The organism is Nitrosomonas sp. Nm33, from assembly GCF_900107265.1.
Lineage (GTDB): Bacteria > Pseudomonadota > Gammaproteobacteria > Burkholderiales > Nitrosomonadaceae > Nitrosomonas.
In genome coordinates this window covers 16,822-41,699 of the sequence record NZ_FNPJ01000021.1, presented here as the reverse complement: position 1 = coordinate 41,699, position 24,878 = coordinate 16,822, and the positions used below count along the sequence as shown (strand labels likewise).

Below are 24,878 nucleotides of genomic sequence, written 5' to 3'. Positions count from 1 at the left end.
CCAGTGCACTTCCAGCCTTATGATACAGCCGGGCATCTGTCGGGTAATTGATCGCTTTTTCCTGCACCGTGCTATCCACGTTTACTGCTGTGAGCGATGTCTTTGATACGGTCTGCGTGGCAATTCCTGCTACCACCGTTAGACTTAACATGAATTCACAGCCTGCTTCGCCTATGCGGTCACGAAATCTCGTCATCTGGCTGGGATCGATTGGCAATTCGTGGCGAAAGTATTCTTCTCCACAGAAGTATTGCCAATAGGGGTTCTCCACCCAGCGTTCCACCACCGTTTCATCCGATTCGTTGAAAGTGTGCTTCAGGTAGTGCAGCCCTACCATCAAGCGGATCGGAATAGCTGGGCGGCCTTCATCTGAATACAGTCGGTCAAATCGCTCTTCTACTACAGACCAGTCAATCTTCCCTGCCAGGCGATACAGCTCGTGGCGCTGGTCCAACATCTGCTCCAGTCTCATGCGAAAAAGATCATCACAGGGGGTGGGTTCTTGCTTCTTTGGCTTCATCAATTCACCAGAAATTAGGGGTCAATAGTATTAATTCTGGCAAATTCCATACCTTTTCAGTATCCCTCAATGCCAATATTTATGCTAGCTTCTATAGTATTTCAGGGGCGACTAACTAAGAAACAGATCATGTCATCCCGATCATTTGGTAGGCTGGTAATGGATCTGGAAAGCTTGCAAGAAGCTGTCACGCTATATATAAGTCGAGCAGCGGAAAAATTGCGCCAGCAGCACTCGTATGCGAGTTTGGTATATGTATATATTCGAACCAGCCCGTTCAACAAGAAAAAAGCATATTACAGCAACAGTCTGACTACTCCGTTACCTTCACCAGAGCTACAGTCAAATCTGGTGTATAGAGAGTTAAGCGGCTGCCTGTTTTTGATCTCCTGATTGTTTAATACCGTTAACAAATTTGACGCCGGTGATGACATCAGCTAACAGCTTATAACCTCGTAATCGAAACCATTTTTTCTGTGCTGTTTCCATGAGTTTGAACGCCATGGCCAACGTGGTTGTCCTGCTACCACAATTCCTGGTTTTGTCTGTTCTCAATCTGACAGTAGCAAAGACGGATTCAACTGGATTGGTTGTTCTAATATGCTGCCAGTTTTCGGCAGGATAATCATAGAAAGCCAGCATGGAAGCTTTGTCTTTAGCCAGGCACTCCATTGCTTTTGGATATTTCGGGCTGAATCGTTCAATACAATGATCAAATGCCTGATAAGCTTCTTCCCGGGTACTGGCTTGCCAAATATCATGCAAGGCTTTTTTGACCTTGGGTTGCATGGCTTTGGGTAGTTTTTCCAATACATTAGCAGTTTTATGTACCCAGCAGCGTTGCTGGTCTGTTTCTGGCTAGAGTTTGGTTACCACTTTCCAGAATCCCGGCGCACCATCACCCACAGCCAATTCAGGTGCATTCTTAAGACCCCGTTGCTTCAAATCGATTAACACTTCCTCCCGGCTTGCCGCCGATTCACGATAGCCATCAGATAATGCCAATAACTCTTTACGTCCTGTTTCGTCAGAACCAATCATCACCAGCAGGCATAAGCGATCGTCCATGCGCGCATTGCTGTAAACACCATCAACCCAGACATAGACATAGCGTTTGTTACTCAGGTTGCGTCGACTCCAATTATAATAATCCAGCTCCCAGCCTTGCTTTAAACGGCTAATCGTAGCCGCCGATAATCCAGGTGCCCCAGGCCCCAACAGATGCTTCAGTGTCTCTGAAAAATCCCCCGTTGAAATGCCTCTCAAATAAAGCCAGGGTAAAAATTCTTCAATATTCCTGGTGCGCTTCAAGTAGGGTGGCACCAGGCTGCTGTTAAACTTGATGCCAGATTCAGAGCGATCCCGAATCTTTGGTACTTTGACCTCGATAGCTCCCAGCCCCGTCTGAATCGGACGTTCTGGCAGATAACCATTTCTGACTACTGCCGGTTTTCCCTCATCAGTTTTTAAAGTGCTATATTGCTCAATAAAGGCAGCTACTTCCGCTTCAATGGCTGCAGCCAACATTTTGCGGGCGCCTTCGCGGAGAACTTCCTGTAGCAGATCATTTTGATCTGGTTTGTTCAGGTTAAAATGATTACTATCTATCATAGCGGTGTGTCCCTTCTAGTGGTGGTTGATCTGCCAAGATCTTTACCAACAGGTTACACCGCTTCCTTCTCCTGTCATACACCAGAAATGATCATAACTCCCTTCACCAACTGATAATACCATAGCGCTCGTCAGAGCTGCTTTGTGGGGATTGAAGCGTATTTACAGGCCGGGGTATTCCTACCAAAAAGCAGGTGTGACGCTGTTGGAACTGGTGCCAGCAGAGCGCTGCCAAGGAAAGCTTTTTTCTTCAGGTAATTTAGATGATAAATCTAATCAATTAGTGGCTACACTTGACATGATCAATCGTGCTATGGGTAGACAGTCAGTGAAACTTGCTTCGGAAAGACTCCGGCAGCCATGGAAAATGAAACAGGAAAATAGAAGTCCTGCTTATACGACAAAATGGGAAGAATTAGTGATTGCAAGATGAAGTATGCTAGCTCAGGTCGAGCTAGCAGTAACCAAGGTGGAAAGTCAGAATATTTGACCGTCATCTCACATTCTGGGGACTGAGTATTTATCGGCTTATTTATAAACTCTCTGAAAAAATAAAGCCAATACTCTGCTATATAAAGCCAATATTTCTATTTATTAATCAAAAAAATTGAGAGTATAAGTAAATTAAATTTTCATATATGAGTTGATTGTATCCTAATAAGCGCCAATGTGACTCATTTTATTATGCTTATTCTTTGAATATGTTATCGCTACTATACATCCTTAAGAGAACCATATTACCAGTATGGTTTCTCAAATGTAATAAAATTATAAAGGAGAAAATTTATGAAATTACCAACAGCATATTATATTATTCTATCTATTCTTTCATTATTAAATATTCTTGAAGGGATTGCTTAATATAAATAAGCGATAGGTTATTATCAGTAATAATCGCCGCACGTTTTATATCATGAAGGATAATGTGCGGCATTTTTTTATTTTAAATTAATAAAATCTAACTATTCATTATATAAAGTAGAAAATCTATCATATAGTGATAATTTTTTAGAAAGAAAGCATTACACCAACTTTCTTTCTTAAGAATCAAATGGTTCCGCGTTCTAAAATAGCATCCTTGAACAATTTCCTTTCTCTACGTTTCTCCTTTGCTTGCTAATTTATCCCAAATTATCCCAAAGCTTCCCAATCTGCATAAGTATTAAAGTTCCAATTTTGCCCTCATCATGTTAACTATTGCACCATCCCTTGTGGCTGATTTCTGGTGTCGATAGTTCAAATCACTTTACTTAATGCTAGAGAGGTTTTACATTGACCCAGTCTTATGTTATGTGTAAAGTCAAATCCTTGTATTAAATAAGGGTATTAACTTTTCATTTTTATATTTTTAATTTATAAGTCCGAGGAAAGAGGGGGGAGAATGAGAATTAATTCTAAATGCAGAAAGCAGGGGGTCTTTGCTGTAATCGTGGGATTGTTATTATTTGGCATGAGCTCTGCTGCCGTTCATGCAAACACCACCATGAATTTTCTTGATAAATACGGACTTAATCTTGATCAATACGGGCTTAAAGTTGGTGGCTGGATTCATGGTGGTGCAACCTATAATACGTTTCAGACTGATGGATTTAATGGTCCGGTTACTTTTGCAGATCAGGCCAACCGATTTCAACTCAACCAACTTAATTTGTTCATGGAACGGCCTGTAGTAACAGAGGGAAGTTCATGGGATATAGGCTTCCGAGCCGACTTCATGTTCGGTACCGATGCTATTTTTGCACAAGCCTTTGGAAATCCGGCATTTGATGTAAATAATGGTAGACCTCTCGAGGACAGAGGCAATTGGGATCTTGATATTTGCTGTAACTCCAGTCGTACCTATGGTATTGCTTTTCCACAAGCTTTTGCTGAGGTGTACGCCCCCATTACTGACAGCAGAGGCGTGAATATAAAGATTGGGCACTTTTACACACCGATTGGTTATGAATCGGTTCCGGCACCTAATAATTTCTTCTATACCCATGCTTACACTATGCAATTTGGTGAACCTTTTACCCATACTGGCTTATTGGGTGAATATGCTATTACCGATAATTGGTCCGTAAAGGCGGGAGCAATTACAGGGAGCGCGACAGGTGGCTGGGACGGTAATTTTGATAAACAATTGGCTAACTGGGGTGGGATAGGTGGATTAAGCTGGATGAGCGATGATGGTGATACCTCTCTCGATATCAGTGGCACAGGTAGTACAACTTCCACCCGGAACAGTAGCTTCTGGGGGATGTTCAGTATCGTTCTGAAACATATGATTACTTCAAAAACCCATTTTGTTTTGCAACATGATCATGGTTTTGCTGATAACGTATTGCTTAATAATCTCCATTTTACTAATGTAACCAAGAATGCCGAGTGGTATGGAATCAATATGCACCTTTATTATGATGTGACATCAGATTTGTCGGTGGGTGTGCGGGGGGAATGGTTTCGCGATAGGGATGGGTTCCGTGTATTTTCGCCAGCTCGGGTCTCCCTTGCAACTAACCACTTAGGAGAGAGCTTTGCCTTAGGTGGCTCAACCCAACTTGCTACCAGTTCTCCTTCAGACTATTATGCTGTAACACTGGGTTTGAATTGGAAACCAGGAAAAATGTTTAATTTTACTGATAGCCTGCGGCAGCTGAATATTCGACCGAACTTTCGCTACGATATAGCAGATCCGCTTCATGGATCATCCTTTAGGCCATTTGGCGGTAATAACGATCAAGTTCTGATGTCACTCGATGCAATACTGCCTTTTTAAAACAACAATTTTCTAGGAGATAGTGAATTGTTAAACTATTTAAATATATTCAAGAAATGTACCTGCGGGTGCATTTCTTATATTGTCTCTTAGTTTTTGCATACTCTAGCTTAATAGATTCTCTATTAAGAGATTAAAATGATGCCAGACTTGGCAACGTACCATATTGCCGTAGCCCCTGCAGCAGTACACTCATATCTTCCGGTAGTTCAGAATTCCATATCATTGTTTCACCATGCAGCGGATGAACGAAGGCTAGCTGTTGTGCATGCAAAGCTTGTCTCGGGAATCGCATGATCAATCGTGCTATCTCTGGAGGTAGTTTCCTGGTTTTGCCAGTGTAGACCGGATCGCCCACGAGCGGATGGCCCATATTGTGCATGTGTACGCGGATCTGATGAGTCCGCCCAGTTTCCAGGCTGCAACGAAGCAAAGTACAACCGTCGAATGATTCTAATATTTGATAGTAAGTACGTGCTGGCTTGCCATGGATAGTCACAGCCATTTTGGTGCGTTGAACAGGATGTCGACCTATGGGAGCGTCGATATAACCGTTCTGTTTGACCTCACCTAATGCAATTGCTAAATAATCCCGCTTGACGCTATGCTCTTGTAGTTGCCGCACCAGGCTGGTTTGTGCTTCTATTGTTTTTGCAACAACGAGCAAACCAGTGGTATCTTTGTCTAGCCGATGGACAATACCCGCTCTTGGTATATTGTTAAGCTGCTTGGAATGATGAAGGAGTGCATTTAATAGTGTTCCCTGCCAATTCCCATTGCCAGGATGGACGACCATTCCTGCTGGTTTATTGATCACAAGTAAGTGATTATCTTCATAAATGATCTCAAGCGAAATTGCTTCTGCAGCATGCGTCTCGTTGGCCCCAACAATATGAGGTCTAATACTAATTTTTTCGTTTCCCCAAATTTTTTGTTTGGGGGTAGCAATCTTGCCATCTACGTTCACACGTTTCTCAAGTATCCATGACTGCAAACGGCTGCGTGACCAGTGGGGTAGTAATTGTGCTAACACGAGGTCTAGTCGAAGCCCGATATAACTTTGGGGCACAACTAATTCAATAATCGATTCAGTTTGGTCAGTCATGCGAATAAAGGTGGCTTTACGTTATAATCTTGAATAGCTTTGTTAGTTTTTACAGGAAATTTCATGTGGTATCGTTTAATTTTAGTTTTGGTTTTTGGGTTGTCAGCATGTGGTTTATTGAAGGAAAAGTCAGCGGACAATAGCCACTGGTCACCTAATAAATTTTACTCTGAAGCTAAGAATGAACTAAATAATGGTAATTATGAGAAAGCGGTCAAATTATTCGAAGCGCTGGAGGCGCGCTATCCTTATGGACGGTATGCGCAACAAGCGCAACTTGAGATTGCGTATGCCTATTATAAAGATCAACAGCAAGCTTCAGCAATTGCGGCAGCAGATCGTTTCATTCAGCTTTACCCCCATCACCCCAATGTTGACTATGCATATTATATCAAGGGGTTAGCTAATTTTCATGATGACTTGGGAATCATCGGTTATATCTCATCCAGAATTATTAATCAGGATATGAGTGAGCGTGATTCGAAGGCATCACGTGAATCGTTTGAAAATTTCAAAGAACTGGTTATCCGCTTTCCGAAGAGCAAGTACACCCCTGATGCGCTTAAGCGTATGGCACATTTGGTTAACGTAGTTGCTAAAAGTGAAATATATGTTGCGCGCTATTATATGAAACGTAAAGCGTATGTTGCTGCAGCCAGGCGCGCGCAATATGTTCTGGAAGAATATCCACAAACACCTGCTACAGAAGAAGCTCTGTACATCATGGCCAAGGCCTATGATGAAATGGGAATGAACGATTTACGAGATGACGCAGAACGTGTCATGAGAAAAAATTTTCCTGAAAGCGAATTCTTTTCGGATTCTAGTTCGCTAGGAAAAGAGGCTTGGTGGAAAATATGGTAATCATATGAATCTACCTGGAAGAGAGGATGCTTCTAGCAAGTTGTTGAAAAACGTATTTGAGGCCAGTCGATGATAAGCAAAAACAGGCAAAAAAAGCGGAGTTTATACCTGATAAATGAGCATTTTAAACCTGTTTTTAACACCGCAGCGGCAACGTAGATAGTTTTTCAACAGTCTGCTAGGCAGATGCAAACATTACCGAGCCAGCCCACTCATCCTGTAAGCGAACAGCCAGAACATCACATTGCGCATGGTGCAGCACACCACTGGCAGTAGATCCTAGAAGTAATGCAAGGCCGTGCCGTCCATGTGAACCTACTACAATCAAATCAACACCCTCTTCATTCGCGATTCGAATAATTTCTACTTCTGGTTTACCCCAGATTAACCATCGATTGGCGGGATCAATAGTTAATCTATTGGTCGTCTGGATTAATTTGTTTTTTTCTATTTCAAGCAGTTCGTAGGATGAATCCGAATAAAGTGGAATCACTGTGCCATAGGCGGTATCTGGCATTGGAATATTATCCAGTACGTGAATAATGCTCAATTTTGCGTTGAAGAAGGTCGCTAAACGTTCAGCTTTGCGGGCAACATACGTATCCTGATCGGAGAAATCGACTGCTAACAGAATATGCTGATAATCGGCCATAATTACTCCTTTAGTTTGGTAGGATAATGCTGACTGGTAAAAACAATTATTTTACTGCCATGGATACTTGGACAAAAACGAGGAAACGTGTTCCTCATAGTGTCTACTATTGTAAGTATGAATGTTATAGTAGCGGTGTCTATATGGGCAAAAACCGAGATAGCCAAGATTTTTTGCCGATTAAGCTGGATTCGAGAATGCAATTCAAGAAAGACAGCGATGATTTTCATTATTCTGCAAAAATTGCAGGCCGTAATCTGCTTGAGAATTGTCAGTGTAACGCTAAAATCCCAGTAACAAGAGCCGTAACAAATAATTCATGACACAGCTTTTGTTGTGATGAGTCTACTCTATTATGTGTTGCTCTTGCCGAAGGCTTCCTTTTATAGAGAAATAAAGGCTTTATAAAGATTGTAGCAACTAATAATAGTAATCAGAATTCCTACCAGTATGAGTAATGTGCGTGCATGAAATTTCTTGCATAAGATTGCTGCAAAGGGCGCTGCAAATAAACCTCCGAATACTAGGCCTATAATAAGTGGCCAAGTGTTAGTCTCCATCAGTAATGCAAAAACGGCTGCACTAGTTAGTGTCAAGAAAAATTCTGCAAAATTGACTGAACCAATTGTTGTGCGTGGATCATTACCCGTGCCTACCAAGGTTGTTGTTACAATAGGCCCCCAACCTCCGCCACCTGCAGCATCCATGAAACTACCAAAAAGTGCCAGCTTACCTACATGTTTTGGGGCTTCTTTTCGAATACTTAACTGACGAAAGGCTTTACTCAGGATGTAAACTCCTAGCAGAAGCAGGTAAGCTGAAATGAAAGGTTTAAATAATGTACTATCTATATGTGTAACTAATACTGCACCTAATATACCACCCAGTATGCCTGGTGCCAGTAAGCGCGTGAATAGTTGTTTGTTCACGTTGCCAAATTTGGCATGAGCAATACCTGAAACACCGGTTGTGAAAATCTCGGCAATATGGACACTAGCGCTAGCTGCAGCAGGACTTGCGCCTGATGCCAATAAAAAAGTAGTTGCTGTAATGCCATAGGCCATACCCAATGCACCATCGACCACTTGTGCGAGAAAACCAACAGCAACAGCGATCCAGAAAATTCTGCTATCCAGCGTACCGTTAATGATCTGCCAACTATCATCCCAATTCTGTGCAAGGAAGAAGCGACCAATCAGAAATAAAATAAGCGAAACTAAAATAATGACAGCAAACCAGACGGAAGCGCGTAAAAAAGGGTGTGCCTCTAAGTGAGATACAGTGTCTTCAACAGGTGGTAGCCCCAATTGTTGGTGTTCTTCATTTACCGGATTGAGTGTCAGGTCCAGATTGCGGATTTTCATAAGCTTAACTTAATAATCTTAAAATGTTTGGCACTATAGTCTTGCTCGCGAAAAATGAGAAATAATATTAAGTAATAAGCTTATATGAAAAATTTCTAACGCTAATTAGAGTATTCCAATAAATACTATGACTGAACATCTATAAACGCACTCAATTAGCCTTACCGGAGCGCCAGGTGCATTTGATGGTTTTATTGAACACGCCATTGGAAAGCTACTTATCTAGCTAAATGGTATCGAATTAGTCGACTGTACTTACTTAACTTATTACAGTTGAGCCTCTTAAGGGTTTGAATAACGCCACCTATTATGAAATACTCTCAGCTTTTTTATACACTAGACTGTCAACAGCCTGCTTAAATCCTATCAATTATGGAATTAACACTGGCACACTGGCAGATTAAAGCTGATTTTCTCAGATTGTTGCCAGAAGGAAAATTTAAATAATGGAAGCTTCACACAGTTATACCTACAGAGCCTTTGCCCGATGCGCCAGCTTCTCCTACCACTATGCTCCTTGGGTTCTGTTTGCAGCATTCCTGATAGCTGTAGCCAGCACTGTATACATCTCGCGCAATCTTGGTATGAATACCGATACTACAGATATGCTCTCTAAGGATCTGCCGTTTCGTGTTAATAGTATCCACTACAATAAAACATTCCCTCAGGAGATGGATATTCTGCTGCTCGTGCTGGATGCTCCTACACCGGAGCAGGCTTATTCTGCTGCTAATCAGCTTGCAGCGCACTTAAAAAAAGACACCAGGAATTTTATTGATGTTTATGCTCCAAATGTTGATGTTTTTTTTGAGCGCAATGGCTTACTTTACGAGAGTATTTCAGAACTCGAACGCATTACTGATCGCTTGGCAGAGGCACAACCATTAATTGCGCGCATTGCTGATAATCCATCACTCTATACTTTTACCTCAGTGCTTACCGGCGCAATAGAAGAATTAAGAAAAGGGCGTAACTTGGAGCTGGAGCCGGTGTTAAAAAGTATGAGCAATACTCTGGATGCGCGGCTTGCAGGTAAGCCACAGCAGCTATCATGGCAGACACTTTTTCGCGGTGAACCGCAGAAAAATAGCTACCAAGAGATGATTTTAGTAAAACCAAGACCAGATTATTCACAACTTTTTCCAAGTGAACAGGCTATATCTGCAGTTCATGCTGCGGCGATAGATATTGGCTTAACAGAAGATGGTCCAATTCAGCTTCGTGTTACTGGCGATATGGCGTTAGCTGATGATGAACTCAAGAGTTCGCTCAGTGGCATGGAATATGCTGGAATAATCACATTTGTGCTGGTGGGAATAGTACTCTATTTCGCAATGCGCACGATTGGTATGGCACTTGCCGTAGTGCTTTGCTTAACGCTAGGACTGTTGCTCACTGCAGCCTTTGCTACCGTTGCCATTGGTCAACTGAATGTTATCTCTATCGCTTTTGCAGTGCTATACATAGGTCTTGGCGCAGATTTCGCTATTCATTTTTTGCTACGATATCGCGAAATGTTAGAGAATGGTCTGATCTCAACAGAAGCCATGTATAAGGCGGGCGGCGAAGCCGGGAGTGCGCTGGCTGCATGTACTATTGCCAACGCTATTGGTTTCTATGCATTTATCCCGACCAGTTACAGTGGGGTGGCAGAGTTGGGGATAATCTCTGGCACAGGTATGCTGATCAGCTTATTGGTTACCTTTATCATAGGTCCCGCTCTGTTACGATATTTGTCAAAACGACCTACCCCTGAAGCGGGCATAAAAGGGTCTCTGGGCAAAGTACTTGAGTTCTCGTTGAAGTGGCGCAAATTGACGTATGCCGCTACTTTAGTGTTGTTACTTATTGCTATAGCACTATTGCCCCAGATAAGGTTTGACTACAATCTGCTTAACATGCAAGACCCGGAAGGAAAAGCGGTGCAGACTTTTCGGAAGTTACTAGCATTGCCTGAACATTCACCTTGGCACGCAGTCGTGTTGACCAAGGATCGTGAAGAAGCGCGACAATTAAAAGAACGCTTGGCTGAGCTTCCTGAAGTAGGCAAGATAGTTACATTTCTTGATTTTGTACCAACGGAGCAGGAAGAGAAACTCTCAGCCATTGAGGAAATGGCGCTTATAATAGGCCCACTCATATTATCATTGCCAGAGCCTTCGACAGATAAGCAAATGGTAGTACAGCAGTTGGAAGCATTGAATAAGTTAAATGCGGCGTTAGACCGCTATATTAAGGAACACCCCGGATCCTCCTTATCTGACTCTGCGCCTACTCTCAAGGCATCTCTTGCAGAGCTGTTTATCCGGCTAGACATGATGGATCTCAGTGATAAGGAAAAATTACTGCATTCAATAGAAGAAGATCTGCTTTCCACATTGCCTGTTTCGATTCAGCGATTACGCACTTCGATTGAAGCTACACCCTTTAGTGAGCAAGAGCTACCCGAATCACTCACTAGACGCTGGCTAAGCCATACAGGAGAATATCGAATCGCTGTTTATCCATCAGAAGATATCGGCGATAATGAAACATTAACTCGCTTCGTAAGATCAGTACAGCAAATAGCACCGAATGCTACCGGAATGCCGGTGGTAAGTCTTGAGGCAGGCGAAGCAGTAGTAGAAGCATTTGTTCAGGCTTTTTCCCTGGCGCTGGTAGGGGTCACAGTAGCGCTTTTGATATTATTGCGCAGCATAAAATATACTTTACTAGTGCTGATTCCTCTTTTGCTGTCTAGCATATTTACTGGTGTCTTCACTGTCTTGTTGAATATACCGTTTAACTTTGCCAACATTATTGCCTTACCGCTATTACTTGGCCTTGGTATCGATAGTAGTCTGCATATGGTGCACCGGAGCTTGGATAAGAAGCAGGAAAGTGAAATTCTGATTCACACCAGTACCGCGCGCGCTATTTTTTATAGTGCTTTAACTGCTTTGGTCGATTTTGCAAGTCTCATGTTCTCATCGCACAAAGGTACCGCCAGCATGGGTGCATTACTTACCGTTGGGCTAACCTTTACTTTGCTTTGTACTCTCATCATCTTACCTACATTGCTGCGGATTCCTGCTCAGTATGCAAAGTCATGAATCCCGGTTACGTTAAATTTTTCAGCTAAATGATTATGTAAATCAACCAACTTGATCTTCTGAGCTATGTGAGATTGAAAATCGGTTCTTGATAATTCAGAAAACAGAATCCTAATTTATTTCAATCTACTTTATTGTTTTTTATGGCGGTGTTTGAGATATTCAATTATGGGTGGCGTTATCGATAGAATGATAATTGCGAAAATAATAAACTTGAAGTTCTTCTGAACAAATGGGAGTTGTCCAAAATAATATCCGGCATAAATAAATAACCCTACCCACAGTACAGCGCCAATTATGTTATACACAATGAAAGTACGATAGGGCATAGTTCCAATACCAGCCACGAATGGAGCGAATGTGCGAATAATGGGAATGAAGCGTGCGATGATAATTGTTTTACTTCCGTGTTTGAGGTAGAAAGCGTGAGTCTTGTCTAAATACTCTCGTTTAAAGAAGCGAGATTCTTGCGAGGCAAAAACTTTTGATCCGATTTTTTTACCTATCCAGTAATTCACAGTATCCCCCAGAATACCTGCGATGCACAATCCAACAAGTAAAAGATGCGGATTGAGTTGTGAATTTTGTAACGATGCGAGAGAACCCGCTGCGAATAATAGGGAATCACCCGGCAAGAGAGGAAACACAACAAGTCCGGTCTCACAAAATATAATCAAGAAGAGAATTCCATAGATCCATAGCCCATATTCTGATGCGAGTGCATGCAGATACTTGTCAATATGGAGAATAAAGTCAATAAGAAACATGAGCGCAGGAAAAAATAATTTTCTTTTTTAAGAAGGATGGACTGGAAAATCCAGCATGCTATCAAACACATTGATAAGCAGTCAAAAAAAATATTTAGCTTAAGCGATAAATTACCACCAAAAGTTTAGGATTTGTAATTGGTAGCAATGTCGTAAATTTGAATTCTGATGATCGGCATGATATTTTCATGCAGATCTTCACGAATAAAAAGTGTTGAAGTTTCACAACCTTAATTCTTTTTGTATGCGGCAACATCAAATGAAAAGAATCATAAAATTCTTTTTTCACTTAATATCGGCTGCTCTCTATTTATTATATTCGACTATACTGCCTATTTATTACTGATCATTCTGAATACATAAAGGCTTATATCTTTAGATATCAAAATTGAATTGGCAATATTTCCACTAGTTAAAATAACCTTACCTTAAGCCTTAATCGATAAAACTAATCCACTCATGTCTGAATTATGCAAGAACAGATAACACTCTCGGTAAAAATAAAAAACGAAACCGAGACAGAACCAATCAAAACTGTTGAGGTAGACGGTCACAAAATTACGATCCTCGGTACCGCACATATTTCCCAAGCTAGCGCAGACAAAGTGAAAGAATTGATTGCCATGGGTGAATTTGATGCGGTTGCTGTCGAATTATGCCCAAGCCGTCATAAGGCTATCGTTGATCCGGATCTGTTAAGCAAAATGGATCTCTTCCAAGTTATTCGAAAAGATCAAGCAAGTATGGTTGCTGCCAGTCTAGCGCTGGGAGCTTTTCAGCAGCGGATGGCTGAACGATTAGATATCGAACCTGGCGCAGAAATGCGAACTGCTATTAAAGACGCTATGGAAGCCAAACTACCGATTTTACTGATTGATAGAGAGATTGGAACCACTCTTAAGCGCATCTATCACAGTGTACCCTGGTGGAGACGTATGGAGTTATATAGTGGTTTGCTGGCCAGCATTATCACTCGGGAAGCAGTGAGTGCTGAAGAAATCGAGCGATTGAAAGAAGGCGATGTGTTGGAAAGCGCTTTTTCACAGTTTGCAGAAAACGAAAAGCACCTATTTAAACCCTTGATTAGTGAACGGGATGAATATATGTCGGCACGCCTCTTGAAAGAATGCAGGGAAAACAATTATCAACACACCCTTGCAGTGGTAGGCGCTGGACACTTGAAAGGGATTGAGCAAATCATGATGGACGGTAGGATTAACGATCCGGATATAACTATTCAGCAGCTTGACACCATTCCAGAATCCACAAACTGGCTTAAATTTATACCATGGGTGATTGTAACCTTGGTACTGACTGGCTTTACAATAGGATTCATGCGTAGCCCTGAGGTTGGTATGGCTATGATAATCGATTGGATACTCATCAATGGTGGTCTGGCCGCTTTAGGTGCTGCCATTGCACTCGCCCATCCACTCACAATTTTAACTGCTTTTCTAGCTGCACCAATTACCTCCCTTGATCCTACAACAGGGGTCGGAATGTTTACAGCTTTAGCAGAGGCTTATTTACGTAAACCCACAGTGGGTGATTTTAGTCGTCTTAGAAGTGATACAACTAGCCTAAAAGGCTGGTGGCACAATCAAGTAACACGTATTTTACTGATATTTCTGCTTTCTTCATTCGGATCCGCTATTGGCACATATATAGCAGGTTTCAAAATACTTGAACTAATCACTGGTAGCTGATACCTATTAAGAAAAAACCTTTGAATAAGTAGTCAAATAGTGAAATAAGGGTTTGAATAATCGAGAATGACTGCTCTTATTGTCTTAGTATGATTCTGATTAATAAAGAAAGGATGAAAATATTTTATTGCCGTAGATACTTGGACAGAAACGAGGAAACGCGCTCCTCATAGTTTCTGCTGTTGTAAGTATGCATATTATAGTGACCTGCACCGGGAACGATCCACAGTTCTTTGGGCTGAAGAGCGGCATCAAATAAACGCTCAGTCTCGGATTGTGTCGTATGTCTGTCGTGCGTACCTGAAATCAAGAGGATAGGGGTATTCAGATTACTTATCCGATCAATGGGATTGAGTTGATCAGTTGAGAGATCCAAAAGCAAGGATAAGTAGGATAATAAGAAAGGCTTAAGCCATATGCCGAATTCACCGAGATGAAGTTTTAGTCGATTCTCAACGGCTTCTTCAAATGTCGGATGAAGAGATTCCAGCACAACGGCATTGAGTTTTAGAGGGGGATTTGCTAGCGTGATCGCGGCTGCGCCCAGGGTGACACCGATGGCGGCAATGCGTTCACCAGGAAAATTGTCCCGCAGATAGTCAACAGCAGCTTTGACATCTTTCGACTCACGCACACCAAAAGTAATTCGTTCGCCCGGTGTTTCCCCATGAGCTTGCAGATCAATCAATAATACGCTGTATCCTTGCGCATTTAAAAATCTGGCTCTGCCAAGCATTTCCAGGCGATTGCTGCGGATGGAGTGGACAAGCAGTACTGCACCGTGATCCCTGATGCCCCGTGCCAGCCAGCCATGGACTTTGTGGTTCTGGCCAGCTGGAATCTGTACTGATTCCACCGGAAAATCGGGTATCAAGACACCAACAGCGGTGGATGCAGGGCTGGTTAAAATCTCGCCCATGATAACAATGCCGATAACAGCAGCGACCAGAATTGAAGCGATTTGAATCAGAATCAAGCGATACATTGTTTAGAGTTTGATGAATAACTTGTTGGAAATTATGAGGTGAATATCTGGTCAAAACTCATGTTTTTATACCATGCTCAGGTAACATATTCTATAGTGCGAATAAGAGCGGCAAATTTTCTTGGCTGACCGGGATGAAAAATCAGCATACAGAAGAAGTGCGTGTATGATAAGGATGGCATAACATTAAGCAATAATTGTTGATATTTAGGCTTTATCCTGAACTCATTCTATTTCTAAATTAAATATGACATGAAGGTCAGCCGTAAACAGTATAAATAATAAGGCAAAGAGAAACCGATAAAGTCGGGTTTGATTTAGAAATAGAATAAGAGGTGAGAGCTTATGACAGTACCTGGCAATCAGCGTTTTATTTTGGCTGTTCAACTGACACAACCGGAGCGCTTTCGTGAGATTTTTGGCGAGGCAATCGTCAAGTTTGCTTATGTGGATATGACATATGATATTCAACTTTTATCCGAAGTTCTGTTACAAAAATATCAATGTTACGGCTCGATCGCTTCATCTTATTTCGGACGCTGGTACAGAGTATTTAGTCCTAAAGCTTCCTTAATGTCTTTTGACATGGCGGAGCAAATCCCGCTATTACAGGAAGTAGGTACAGCAAAGATGCATGAATTGCTGATCACCAATTTCGGGCAAGCAACTGGCAGTCGGCAAAATTTTAGATTATTGATTCTACCTGCCCCAGAATTGCTTGATGAGAAATCGATTAACCAAGCCATCGATGATGCGCTTAAGCTTGTTGCTGATGCGAGCCTGCTTTTGCATGGCAATCAAACCAGGGAAATCCTGCAACGATTGATTGAGCAGGATCAGCTGCAATGCTATTTTCAACCCATCTTTTCACTTGCTGATCAAAAAATCGTCGGCTATGAAGCATTATCACGAGGACCAGCCGATTCAGTTTTTTATACGGCAGATGCCTTATTTACTGCCGCCAGGCAGTTTGGTATGACGCAAGCGCTGGAATTTGCCTGCCTCAAACAAGCAATCAATTGGTTGACTGATATTCCTAAGCATTTATGGATATCAGTCAATCTGGGACCAGACTTGTTCATGTCAGATGAGTTTCAGCAATACTTATCCAGCCCACATATCAAGCCTTTGTTGTCACGCATTGTTTTCGAACTGACAGAACATTTGCCAATTGAATCGGCGGTAAAGCTGCATAGCGTGATGGCAGATTTCAGGAACAACGGGCTTAAGCTTTCATTGGACGATACGGGTTGTGGTTTTTTTGATATGACGACGGTCGAGGAATTGCGCCCCGCAATTGTTAAATTATGCATTACTGTAATCAGCCGCATTGGTCGTAAAGACGGAGTCGAACAGGAGATGTCGGAAACGATTCGAGCGATTACCGCGCTGGGTGGGTTAACTTTAGGGGAAGGCGTGGAAAATGCTTATCAGGCTGAGGTGCTCAAGCAATGTGGCGCAACCCTAGTTCAAGGCAACTTATTTGGGCTACCAAAGCCTGCAAAAGAATTATTTTTAACTGAAAGGCTGTGATTAAATCTACTGCACACTCCAATCGTTGTATTGGGCGGTACTCGCTTCTCGCCTATCTATTTGATATGTGTAGCTACGCTAAAACGCAGTTTCGCTGAAACTTCATTTTCTCGTCGCTGCGCTCCGTCCGCCTTGCGCTTGGAGTGTTCGCTACGATTTTTTGGCGAAACTTCGTTTTAGCGAAACTCATTACATTCGTTTTCACTACCTTTGAGAGTGTGCGAAGTTACTAATGAACCAATGACATGGACGCAGATCCCGATTGCAACAAAAGTGTCTTGATCAATCCGCTACCGATCATTATGGTGATCTTGCTTGCAATAAGTGTGCTGATCAAGAATATTCATCTGGAAAGTGCCCGCCCCAGTGATGTCGAGCGGGTGAAGTTTGTTCCGATCAAACAGCAGAGTACTGACGCATTATGAGCAAGCGCTGTTACTGCCATTGGGTGGTTTTGGTGGAGCGCAGTTGATTGATTATCTATTCACATTTTAATCTACGTAGTTGACTTTATTTGCTAGACCGGTTGATCATTATTGAATGAAATTTTTATCAATATTTTAAGGGGAGATAGTATGAGTATGACAAGGCGGTTGATTAGCTCAGGTTCCATCTTTGAAGAAGAAATTGGCTATTCACGTGCAGTTGTGGAAGGGGACTGGATTTTTGTTTCAGGAACGACAGGCTTTGATTACTCCACCATGACCATTTCGGATGATTTACTTGAGCAGGCCGAGCAGTGCTTCAAGAATATCGAATCAGCCCTACGACAGGCCGGCTCCGGTTTGCAGGACATCGTACGGGTGACTTATGTACTACCCAATGCGGCTGATTTTGAATTGTGCTGGCCAGTTTTTCGCAAGTATCTCGATAAGGTTCGCCCGGCGGCCATGATGATTGCAGCTGGCTTATCCGATCCGCGCATGCGAATTGAAATTCAGGTAACCGCACGCAAGAGCCCCTAAGGTAACCATATCCAGGCACCTGTATTTGTTGCATATTCAGCGTGAATTGCACAAGAGCACCGGTATATTTCGGAGGAACCCGATCCGTGAGGTAGCTGCACAAATCACGCTACGATATGGCTGAACACCAGCGTACCAGCGAACTGGTCAGGTGCTACTCCCATTGCGGGCTGGGTTATATTGCAACCAATTCCACTCTGGATGGGTTGCAATATTTTCCGCAGGCTTTTGAACAGCAGATTGTCAATCTATTGTTTTTTTAATTTTGGCCAGATAAGTAATAAATCGAAGGAAGTGTTAGATCTTATCTTTTGCCAATGACTGCTGCTTCACAGATTTGTGCTGCAGTATATTCGTCCGGCAATCCAGCAAAACAAATAAAACAAACAAAAAACTGGTACTCCAGGCTACTGCGGCGATAGCTAATAATATTTCCCGATGGGCGCTGAAATCAGCGCCCATGCGCGTGAGTGCAGCGATGCTCATGATGGTAGTCATTATCACGATCTGCGGTATACGCGAAGGGTATTGCTTCACATGCAGCAGTGTCACGCGCACCATGACATTGGCGGCGAGTGTACCTAACGCACCTACGGTGATTGCGTGAACTGCGGTACTAAAATAGTCACCTCCACTCAGCTTTACCCAGCCCAGCAGCATGAGCCCCAATGCCAACCAGCCGTAGCCTAGCCCAAGACAAATCAGATCAGGCCGTGCCAGACAATGCCATAATTGCCAGCGAAACAGCCGGATAGCTGCCAAAATTCCACTCATGATCAGCAAAACACCTGATACCGAAGTCGCGATTGGAGCAAGCACGAAAGCAGCTGTAACTGTCACAATTAACCCTGCTTCGATGTGCGGCTGAACCCTTGCCTCAAGTTCCATCCCTTGGCGATAAAACTCACCGGCTACTGCTGGCGCCAGCATGCGTCCTCCCATGAAAAGCATCAGTAAGGCGAATAATTGCACGCTTTCATCCAGCAAAAAGCGATGCAACCAGCGATAGTCAAGCTGGTTCATCAAGGTGATTGCAATTGTAATGGCGCAAATCAGACCGAGCAAAGGTACCAGCGTACGATTACGCCATTTCTTCGCAACCCGCAGACGGGGAAGTAAATGCCAGGCAAGCAGCGTGACAAAGGCAGCATTACTCACCAAAGTCAGCCAATTGGCAGGATCGATCAATCCCATTAGCCGCGCCAGCAGCCAAGTAACTATGAATAAGGCTAATCGTCGTGCAGGCATAGGACCCAGCAGATAACCCGCGATCAAGGCCAAGGCGAAACCGAACAGCATTTCAAAAGCATGGCCGGTTGGTGCGGCCAGCGCTCCCGGTCCGTAACCATGCCTTGCCAGCATGGCCAATGGCACCATCAGCACAGCATATACACATGCAGCCGGAAAGAACCATTGATGCGCGTGAGTTTTAGTTTCATCCGGAAACCACTGTAACAATATATTTTTCAATTGGGTAATGTACTTTTTTATTCAAATTATTATTTTATTCCATTTTAAAACCAAACCCGACTTTGTCGGCTTCTCTGCCGTATTATTTATACTGTCTGCGGCTCTCCTTCGCGTCATGTTTGATTTGGAAATGGAATTAGCTGCAAATCAGCTTTGCTGATTGAATATGACCGACTGCTGCGATAAATGCAGACGAACTCGTTATTTTGGGTAATTCTCATACATCGAAAATGATATTGACAATCATTCAACTAAAGAGTAGAGATAGATCGCAACGAAAATTTTTTCGTTGCGATCTTTTCGATCTCTGCCTGCAAAGACAGAGATCGATAGGTTTTAATGAGTGCATATTCGGCTACGGCCAAAGGAGGTTTTATGAAAATGCAACTTTGGATTGTGGCGGCACTGGCCACTTTTTTAGCAGCATTCGGCCAGGCAAATGCCGGTGAGAAAGAATTAAGCAAGCATCAAGTACCCAAAGCGGTTCTCGAAGCCTTTGAAAAGGCTTACCCAAATACCAAAAAGGTAGAATTCGAGAAGGGAGTGTTCGAAGGCAAAGATGCTTATGAGGTGGAATACAAAGAAGACGGCAGAGAACACGAAATTCTGTATAGCCCAGAAGGTGTGGTGCTGCAGAAGGAAGAAACCATCGACGTCAAGACACTACCTGAACCGGTAGTTCAAGCCATTTCCAAGGCACACCCAAAAGCGACCATCAAGGAGGCTGAGAAGATAATGAAGCCTGATGGGACGATTACTGGTTATGAAGTTGAACTCAAGACAGAAGGAAAGGAACTCGAACTCGAACTCGAATTGGATCTCAATGGAAATATTCTGAAAACAGAGCGGGATTGAGTTTATCTTTATCTGATACTAATACAAGACAGTATTCCTCATCCACTTGCCTTTCTTTTAACTTGGGTGAGGAGTCCGTTATTTCTCCTGAAGTATTCTTTGCAAAATCCTTTTTTCAGGGACAATTTAATAGTAAACTCCAGTGTGGTAAGTCGTATCAGGAAGTCTTAATTGCTAGCTTAATACTTCAACTTATTTGGGAGCGATGTCATGAGAATATGGAAAATTTCTGTGATTTTAATCGTTCTTGCTTTATTGATTTCCTGTGCCCAAATGAAACCCCATTCAATGGATATGACACAAGCTATCCAGAATGCTAAAACCGCTGCTGACCATGAAGCGCTAGCCAGGCACTATGAAGCTGTTGCTAGAGAGATGCAATCAAAAGTGCAAGAGCATAAGAAAATGCTTGAACAATATGAAGCACAAAGACAATTTTATGGTAGACGCGGTCTAGATATGGAATCGATGTGCCATGCCTTGATCAATTTTTATGAGCAAGCTGTAAAAGAGAATATGGATATGGCTAATTCTCATCGTAAAGTGGCTGCAGAGATCAAGTAATGTTTGATCAACAAAGTAGCAAGATTCGGCTGCCAGTTTTAAGAGTTTGTTTTTCGGCATGAAGCACTTAACTCTTTCCACCTGCTCCCGCCTGTTTTCCTTGCGCTATTCGAAACGACTGTTGAGCGGAGTATTGCTCATCTCCCTTTTGATGATGCAAGCAAAGATTATGCTGGAGGGCTGTCTGGTAATGCCCTATCTGCCAGCACTGCAGAGCATGGAGCATATGGAGGGGACTTGTGCTGAGCCTGCTTCACCTAGTGAGCGAGTCTGTCTGGCTAATTGTGAATATTCGATAAGTAAACCCAAGCTTACAGGTGAGATCGCGTTGCTTGACATTATCGTCGGGTTACCGGTGATAATGTTTGTGATGGGCTTATTCCTTAGCTTTTCGCCCCATACTTCTTATACCGCATTTGTGCCCGGCCTCGGGCCGCCTTTATATCTACTCTTCCTGCGTCTTTTCATTCCCACTCCTCCTTTCAGTATTGATTGACTGGATTTCTGCACGCCCCTCAGCGTGAGTGAATTCCATTCGATTCAACGAGTATTTTTAATCGTTTTCCAAACTTGTTTCGCTTTCCTCATTAGAAGGAAAGCGCAATACATCCTGCCAGTGTGCCAGGATGTATTTGCCTGCTTGGATTACTAGAGCGATTTGTATACCAAGATTTATTTATTCAGGAGTGAGAATCATGAAACGAAACGTAATGGTTGTTTTTGTCAATGTTTGTGTTTTATCCGTATTGGCTGGGTTGATCACCATGCAGCTTGCCGGTGCTGCCGCCGTGTCTCATGAGGGAACAGCAACGGTAAAAGCGATTGATTTGGATAAGAACATCGTAAAACTTGCCCATGGGCCGATTGCATCACTTAAATGGCCAGCTATGGTGATGAATTTTAAGGTCAAGGAGCGTGCTCCCATGCAAGAAATCAAAGTGGGTGACAGTGTGACTTTTACATTCATTCAGTCGAATGGGGACTATATAGTTACGCATATCCAGCGGAGTAAATAGGTGTGGCTATCAGGGAGGTCGTATATCAGTGATACATTGATACGTGAGGGAGAGCAAAATGATTGCCTCATCGCCGGACAGCGCTAGAAATGTTTTTTCCATACTCAGGAATGGAATTATCGCAGTATGGGTTTTAGGGATGGTGATTCCGCTCAATGTGCGGGCAGATGCTTCAAACCATGCTCATCCAGCGATATTTCAGCAAGATAAGCCCACAGTCGATGGCAAGCAGGTTACGCCACTGGCCACCCTCATCACCGAGGTCTTACAGAACAATCCGGAAATACAGGCTGCGCAGCGGGAACGCGAAGCAGCTCAGCGGAGAATATTACCGGCAGAGGCACTGGATGATCCTGTGCTGGAAGCGGGAGTGATTAATGCGCCCTTGGCATCTTCGCCATTCAATCGCGAGGATATGACCATGAAAATGATTGGCCTATCCCAGCGTTTCCCCTTTCCGGGGAAACGTGGTTTACGCAAGGAAGTTGCCAGCAAGGACGCAGAAGCGATTGATTACGGCTATCAAGAAACAGTAAATCGAGTAGTACGTGATCTCAAAGTTGCTTATTTCGACCTGGGGCTTACTCTGGAAATGACCAAGCTGGTCGAGAAAAACAAGTTGATTCTGGAAGATCTTACTCACTTGGCTGTGGATCATTACCGGGTGGGAATGGGTACTCAGGCCGATGCATTCAAGGCGCAGACACAGGTATCCAGAATGCAGGATGAGTTGCTCAAGCTGGCACGCGAACGGCCCGTGATTGAAGCAGAGCTTATTCGCGCGCTTGGTCGTAGTGCTTATGCTGGAGAGCTGATACCCGAGTCGCTACACATTCATCAAGCCTCCTTGAAGCTGGAATCATTGCGGGAGAGAGCAATGACGCAGCGGCCGCAATTATTAGCACTGCAGAGCCTTGCCGCGCGCAATAAAAAAGCAGTGGAACTCGCGCAAAAAGCATATTATCCGGATTTTGATGTGCGCCTTGCGTATGGCCAGCGGGATAGGATGTTAGATAACACATCGCGCCCTGACATGGTCAGCCTGACTGTGGCGATTAACCTTCCGGTATGGCGCACCAGTAAAATCGAACCACGTATTGCGGAATCGCAAGCGCTGCACTATCAAGCATTGGATCTGCATCAGGCGCAAATTAACGAGATTGCGGCAAAACTGCGGCAACAGGTGGCAACGGCTGAGCAGAATTTCAAATCGGTGCAGCTGTATCAAACTACCATTCTGCCACAGGCCAGACTCACGGTTGAATCAGCGCTGGCTGCCTACCGAGTTAATCAGGTCGATTTTCTCACGCTGCTTGATAGCCAGATGACGGTATTTAATTACGAAATCAGCCTGGTGACAGCGATAGCCAACTACAACAAGGCGCTCGCAGAAATCGATCTGCTTACTGGCAAAACCCCTGATGAATTAGCAGATCACCATTAATGGAGTTCGCTATGAGAGCACTTGCTAAAGTAATTCTTATTGCTGTTTTGATCACACTTTCACTCGTTGCAGGATATTGGTGGGGAAATATCCAGTCTGTTAAGCCTGTGGCCGAGTCACCCGAGGTTACCACTGCGAAGGGTAAGATTCTTTATTACCGCAATCCGATGGGACTACCGGATACCTCGCCAGTGCCTAAGAAGGATCCGATGGGGATGGACTATATTCCCGTTTATGAAGGTGAAGAACCTCCAGTGGATAGTGCGGCGGTGAAGATTAGCACTGAAAAAATACAAAAACTGGGAGTTCGGACTGAAACTGCCATGTTACGAGAGATGATTCATACCGTCAGGGCTGTGGCCACAATACAGCCAGATGAGCGTAAATTGTACACGTTAGTGACCAAATTCGAGGGATGGATTCATCGACTCTACGTCAATACCACTGGCCAAGCAGTCAAAAAAGGCGATGCATTGATGGATGTTTATAGTCCTCTTCTGATTACGGCACAACACGAATATTTTATTGCAATGAAAGGCATGCGTATGGTTGCCGAGGGCAGCCCAGATGCGCGAGCTGGAGTGCAAAGGCTGATCGAGAGTGCATTGCAGCGATTGCGCAACTTAGACATATCGGAGATTGAATTGCAGCGCCTGCAGCGTGAAGGCGAAATCAGGCAATATCTTACGCTACGCTCCCAAGCAAATGGCGTCGTGCTGGAAAAACCATCCATTGAAGGCAAACGCTTTGAGCCTGGAGAGGAGCTTTATAAGATTGTCGACTTATCAAGCGTATGGGTATTGGCTGATGTGTTTGAACAAGATCTCCGTATGATTCGTCCAGGTCAGATGACTACCATCAGAGTCGATGCCTACCCGGATAAGGTATTCAGTGGTAAGGTGGCTTTTATCTATCCCGAAGTGACACCAGAAACACGTACTGCTCTCGTGCGCATTGAGCTGCCCAATGTTGATGGACTGCTTAAACCAGATATGTACGCACGCGCGGAGTTTGCTACTTTTCATAGTAAGGAAAAAGTACTTACTGTCCCTGACTCAGCAGTACTCGATACTGGCATACGACAGTTGGTACTGGTTGATCTTGGTGCAGGCCGTTATGAACCGCGCACGGTAAAACTCGGTATGCAGGCCGATGGTTATGCTGAGGTATTAGGAGGGCTTGAAGCAGGGGAAGCCGTGGTGGTCAAGGCAAATTTTCTGATCGATGCAGAAAGTAACCTCAAGGCAGCCATAAGTGGCTTTGGTCCCGGAGACCATTCCTTAGCGAAAAGCGAAAAATCACACGCCGAACCTGGCACGTTCATTGAAAGCGCACCGCCAAAAACTCATCGTGGTGAGGGCAATATTAAGGCAATTGATTTTGCGCATACAACCATCACACTTGCGCATGGACCGATCGCCAGTCTCAATTGGCCTTCGATGATTATGGATTTCCGCATTGCTGATCCGGCATTACTTCGCTCGTTAAAGCCAGGCCAGAGAGTCACATTCGAAATCACCGAGGAATCAGCAGGGGAATACCTGCTCGTCCGTATCCATCCAGTAAACACCAGCCCCGTCGTCAACGAACGCGGAGAACACTGA

The 24,878-nt window shown here is 43.6% G+C and carries 23 protein-coding genes and 2 pseudogenes; 17 read left to right on the top strand and 8 right to left on the bottom strand.

Annotated features, from left to right (window positions below):
• Positions 1 to 520: transposase (locus BLV54_RS06460; protein ID WP_143032434.1), on the bottom strand; the 520-nt coding region annotated here is incomplete at its 3' end.
• A 69-nt stretch (positions 521 to 589) separates the two neighbouring features.
• On the opposite strand from BLV54_RS06460, the gene BLV54_RS06455 reads away from it, so the two are divergent.
• Positions 590 to 913 carry a DinB/UmuC family translesion DNA polymerase gene (locus BLV54_RS06455; RefSeq protein ID WP_090569437.1) on the top strand — a complete coding sequence of 108 codons (324 nt, stop codon included), beginning with the start codon at positions 590 to 592 and terminating at the stop codon, positions 911 to 913.
• Here the strand turns inward: BLV54_RS06455 and BLV54_RS06450 are convergent.
• Positions 884 to 2,131: pseudogene (locus BLV54_RS06450) on the bottom strand (IS256 family transposase). The gene BLV54_RS06455 and the pseudogene BLV54_RS06450 sit on opposite strands and share 30 nt — an antisense overlap.
• A 109-nt stretch (positions 2,132 to 2,240) precedes the next feature.
• On the opposite strand from BLV54_RS06450, the pseudogene BLV54_RS17225 reads away from it, so the two are divergent.
• The 3 genes and pseudogenes from BLV54_RS17225 to BLV54_RS06440 all read left to right on the top strand — a co-directional run.
• Positions 2,241 to 2,363: pseudogene (locus BLV54_RS17225) on the top strand (hypothetical protein); the annotation flags it as partial.
• The gene (locus tag BLV54_RS06445; protein WP_339389408.1) at positions 2,346 to 2,564 is read left to right on the top strand and encodes a DUF4113 domain-containing protein; all 219 of its coding nucleotides are present in this window, start codon (positions 2,346 to 2,348) and stop codon (positions 2,562 to 2,564) included. The pseudogene BLV54_RS17225 and the gene BLV54_RS06445, both read left to right, overlap by 18 nt.
• A 948-nt stretch (positions 2,565 to 3,512) precedes the next feature.
• On the top strand, positions 3,513 to 4,892 hold the full coding sequence (locus BLV54_RS06440) for a porin (RefSeq protein WP_090569431.1): 1,380 nt from the start codon (positions 3,513 to 3,515) through the stop codon (positions 4,890 to 4,892).
• Positions 4,893 to 5,025: 133 nt separating this feature from the next.
• Here BLV54_RS06440 and rluD read toward each other — a convergent pair whose 3' ends face one another.
• Entirely contained in the window at positions 5,026 to 5,997 is a 972-nt protein-coding gene (rluD, locus tag BLV54_RS06435; RefSeq protein WP_090569427.1) for a 23S rRNA pseudouridine(1911/1915/1917) synthase RluD, read from the bottom strand.
• A gap of 63 nt (positions 5,998 to 6,060) precedes the next feature.
• Between rluD and BLV54_RS06430 the strand changes: the two genes are divergently transcribed.
• Complete coding sequence (locus BLV54_RS06430; protein ID WP_090569424.1) at positions 6,061 to 6,861, top strand: outer membrane protein assembly factor BamD; 801 nt, start codon at positions 6,061 to 6,063, stop codon at positions 6,859 to 6,861.
• Positions 6,862 to 7,039: 178 nt separating this feature from the next.
• Here BLV54_RS06430 and BLV54_RS06425 read toward each other — a convergent pair whose 3' ends face one another.
• Positions 7,040 to 7,513 (bottom strand): universal stress protein, encoded by a 474-nt coding sequence (locus tag BLV54_RS06425; protein ID WP_090569420.1) that lies wholly within the window; start codon positions 7,511 to 7,513, stop codon positions 7,040 to 7,042.
• Positions 7,514 to 7,539: 26 nt separating this feature from the next.
• Here BLV54_RS06425 and BLV54_RS15475 point away from each other — a divergent pair, with 26 nt between their 5' ends.
• Positions 7,540 to 7,836 carry a hypothetical protein gene (locus BLV54_RS15475; RefSeq protein WP_143032432.1) on the top strand — a complete coding sequence of 99 codons (297 nt, stop codon included), beginning with the start codon at positions 7,540 to 7,542 and terminating at the stop codon, positions 7,834 to 7,836.
• A 60-nt stretch (positions 7,837 to 7,896) separates the two neighbouring features.
• Here BLV54_RS15475 and BLV54_RS06415 read toward each other — a convergent pair whose 3' ends face one another.
• Positions 7,897 to 8,877, bottom strand: a complete 981-nt coding sequence (locus BLV54_RS06415; protein WP_090569414.1) for a sulfite exporter TauE/SafE family protein — start codon at positions 8,875 to 8,877, stop codon at positions 7,897 to 7,899.
• A 446-nt stretch (positions 8,878 to 9,323) separates the two neighbouring features.
• Between BLV54_RS06415 and BLV54_RS06410 the strand changes: the two genes are divergently transcribed.
• The gene (locus tag BLV54_RS06410; RefSeq protein ID WP_090569411.1) at positions 9,324 to 11,969 is read left to right on the top strand and encodes an MMPL family transporter; all 2,646 of its coding nucleotides are present in this window, start codon (positions 9,324 to 9,326) and stop codon (positions 11,967 to 11,969) included.
• 131 nt (positions 11,970 to 12,100) lie between these two features.
• Here the strand turns inward: BLV54_RS06410 and BLV54_RS06405 are convergent, their stop codons facing one another.
• Positions 12,101 to 12,736: a DedA family protein gene (locus BLV54_RS06405; RefSeq protein WP_090569408.1), complete on the bottom strand. Its 636-nt coding sequence runs from the start codon at positions 12,734 to 12,736 to the stop codon at positions 12,101 to 12,103.
• Positions 12,737 to 13,206: 470 nt separating this feature from the next.
• Here BLV54_RS06405 and BLV54_RS06400 point away from each other — a divergent pair, with 470 nt between their 5' ends.
• A complete protein-coding gene (locus tag BLV54_RS06400; protein ID WP_090569405.1) occupies positions 13,207 to 14,442 on the top strand; it encodes a TraB/GumN family protein in 1,236 nt (411 codons plus the stop codon).
• Positions 14,443 to 14,566: 124 nt separating this feature from the next.
• Here BLV54_RS06400 and BLV54_RS06395 read toward each other — a convergent pair whose 3' ends face one another.
• Positions 14,567 to 15,427: an alpha/beta hydrolase gene (locus BLV54_RS06395; RefSeq protein ID WP_090569402.1), complete on the bottom strand. Its 861-nt coding sequence runs from the start codon at positions 15,425 to 15,427 to the stop codon at positions 14,567 to 14,569.
• 345 nt (positions 15,428 to 15,772) lie between these two features.
• Between BLV54_RS06395 and BLV54_RS06390 the strand changes: the two genes are divergently transcribed.
• The 3 genes from BLV54_RS06390 (at position 15,773) to BLV54_RS06380 (ending at position 17,925) form a co-directional block, all read left to right on the top strand.
• Positions 15,773 to 16,960: an EAL domain-containing protein gene (locus BLV54_RS06390; protein WP_090569399.1), complete on the top strand. Its 1,188-nt coding sequence runs from the start codon at positions 15,773 to 15,775 to the stop codon at positions 16,958 to 16,960.
• Between the two features lie 245 nt (positions 16,961 to 17,205).
• Positions 17,206 to 17,385: a hypothetical protein gene (locus BLV54_RS06385; RefSeq protein WP_090569396.1), complete on the top strand. Its 180-nt coding sequence runs from the start codon at positions 17,206 to 17,208 to the stop codon at positions 17,383 to 17,385.
• A gap of 150 nt (positions 17,386 to 17,535) precedes the next feature.
• Positions 17,536 to 17,925, top strand: coding sequence for a RidA family protein (locus BLV54_RS06380; protein WP_256329213.1), 390 nt, complete (start codon positions 17,536 to 17,538; stop codon positions 17,923 to 17,925).
• A 297-nt stretch (positions 17,926 to 18,222) separates the two neighbouring features.
• Here BLV54_RS06380 and BLV54_RS06375 read toward each other — a convergent pair whose 3' ends face one another.
• Complete coding sequence (locus tag BLV54_RS06375; protein ID WP_256329210.1) at positions 18,223 to 19,383, bottom strand: NnrS family protein; 1,161 nt, start codon at positions 19,381 to 19,383, stop codon at positions 18,223 to 18,225.
• A gap of 387 nt (positions 19,384 to 19,770) precedes the next feature.
• Here BLV54_RS06375 and BLV54_RS06370 point away from each other — a divergent pair, with 387 nt between their 5' ends.
• The 6 genes from BLV54_RS06370 (at position 19,771) to BLV54_RS06345 (ending at position 24,878) form a co-directional block, all read left to right on the top strand.
• The gene (locus BLV54_RS06370) at positions 19,771 to 20,250 is read left to right on the top strand and encodes a PepSY-like domain-containing protein (protein ID WP_090569390.1); all 480 of its coding nucleotides are present in this window, start codon (positions 19,771 to 19,773) and stop codon (positions 20,248 to 20,250) included.
• A gap of 210 nt (positions 20,251 to 20,460) precedes the next feature.
• A complete protein-coding gene (locus tag BLV54_RS06365) occupies positions 20,461 to 20,814 on the top strand; it encodes a hypothetical protein (RefSeq protein ID WP_090569388.1) in 354 nt (117 codons plus the stop codon).
• A 58-nt stretch (positions 20,815 to 20,872) separates the two neighbouring features.
• On the top strand, positions 20,873 to 21,310 hold the full coding sequence (locus BLV54_RS06360) for a hypothetical protein (protein ID WP_143032430.1): 438 nt from the start codon (positions 20,873 to 20,875) through the stop codon (positions 21,308 to 21,310).
• Between the two features lie 199 nt (positions 21,311 to 21,509).
• Positions 21,510 to 21,830 (top strand): copper-binding protein, encoded by a 321-nt coding sequence (locus BLV54_RS06355; protein WP_090569382.1) that lies wholly within the window; start codon positions 21,510 to 21,512, stop codon positions 21,828 to 21,830.
• Positions 21,831 to 21,888: 58 nt separating this feature from the next.
• Complete coding sequence (locus tag BLV54_RS06350; RefSeq protein ID WP_256329208.1) at positions 21,889 to 23,274, top strand: TolC family protein; 1,386 nt, start codon at positions 21,889 to 21,891, stop codon at positions 23,272 to 23,274.
• A gap of 11 nt (positions 23,275 to 23,285) precedes the next feature.
• A complete protein-coding gene (locus BLV54_RS06345) occupies positions 23,286 to 24,878 on the top strand; it encodes an efflux RND transporter periplasmic adaptor subunit (protein WP_090569444.1) in 1,593 nt (530 codons plus the stop codon).

Coding starts and splice junctions, on each gene's coding strand:
- BLV54_RS06425 (WP_090569420.1), bottom strand. CDS start 7,513: ATGGCCGATTATCAGCATATTCTGTTAGCAGTCGATTTCTCCGATCAG.
- BLV54_RS06415 (WP_090569414.1), bottom strand. CDS start 8,877: ATGAAAATCCGCAATCTGGACCTGACACTCAATCCGGTAAATGAAGAA.
- BLV54_RS06365 (WP_090569388.1), top strand. CDS start 20,461: ATGAGAATATGGAAAATTTCTGTGATTTTAATCGTTCTTGCTTTATTG.
- BLV54_RS06345 (WP_090569444.1), top strand. CDS start 23,286: ATGAGAGCACTTGCTAAAGTAATTCTTATTGCTGTTTTGATCACACTT.
- BLV54_RS06440 (WP_090569431.1), top strand. CDS start 3,513: ATGAGAATTAATTCTAAATGCAGAAAGCAGGGGGTCTTTGCTGTAATC.
- BLV54_RS15475 (WP_143032432.1), top strand. CDS start 7,540: ATGCTGACTGGTAAAAACAATTATTTTACTGCCATGGATACTTGGACA.
- BLV54_RS06430 (WP_090569424.1), top strand. CDS start 6,061: ATGTGGTATCGTTTAATTTTAGTTTTGGTTTTTGGGTTGTCAGCATGT.
- BLV54_RS06405 (WP_090569408.1), bottom strand. CDS start 12,736: ATGTTTCTTATTGACTTTATTCTCCATATTGACAAGTATCTGCATGCA.
- BLV54_RS06350 (WP_256329208.1), top strand. CDS start 21,889: ATGATTGCCTCATCGCCGGACAGCGCTAGAAATGTTTTTTCCATACTC.
- BLV54_RS06410 (WP_090569411.1), top strand. CDS start 9,324: ATGGAAGCTTCACACAGTTATACCTACAGAGCCTTTGCCCGATGCGCC.
- BLV54_RS06370 (WP_090569390.1), top strand. CDS start 19,771: ATGAAAATGCAACTTTGGATTGTGGCGGCACTGGCCACTTTTTTAGCA.
- rluD (WP_090569427.1), bottom strand. CDS start 5,997: ATGACTGACCAAACTGAATCGATTATTGAATTAGTTGTGCCCCAAAGT.
- BLV54_RS06355 (WP_090569382.1), top strand. CDS start 21,510: ATGAAACGAAACGTAATGGTTGTTTTTGTCAATGTTTGTGTTTTATCC.
- BLV54_RS06360 (WP_143032430.1), top strand. CDS start 20,873: ATGAAGCACTTAACTCTTTCCACCTGCTCCCGCCTGTTTTCCTTGCGC.
- BLV54_RS06395 (WP_090569402.1), bottom strand. CDS start 15,427: ATGTATCGCTTGATTCTGATTCAAATCGCTTCAATTCTGGTCGCTGCT.
- BLV54_RS06385 (WP_090569396.1), top strand. CDS start 17,206: ATGGACGCAGATCCCGATTGCAACAAAAGTGTCTTGATCAATCCGCTA.
- BLV54_RS06400 (WP_090569405.1), top strand. CDS start 13,207: ATGCAAGAACAGATAACACTCTCGGTAAAAATAAAAAACGAAACCGAG.
- BLV54_RS06455 (WP_090569437.1), top strand. CDS start 590: ATGCCAATATTTATGCTAGCTTCTATAGTATTTCAGGGGCGACTAACT.
- BLV54_RS06380 (WP_256329213.1), top strand. CDS start 17,536: ATGAGTATGACAAGGCGGTTGATTAGCTCAGGTTCCATCTTTGAAGAA.
- BLV54_RS06390 (WP_090569399.1), top strand. CDS start 15,773: ATGACAGTACCTGGCAATCAGCGTTTTATTTTGGCTGTTCAACTGACA.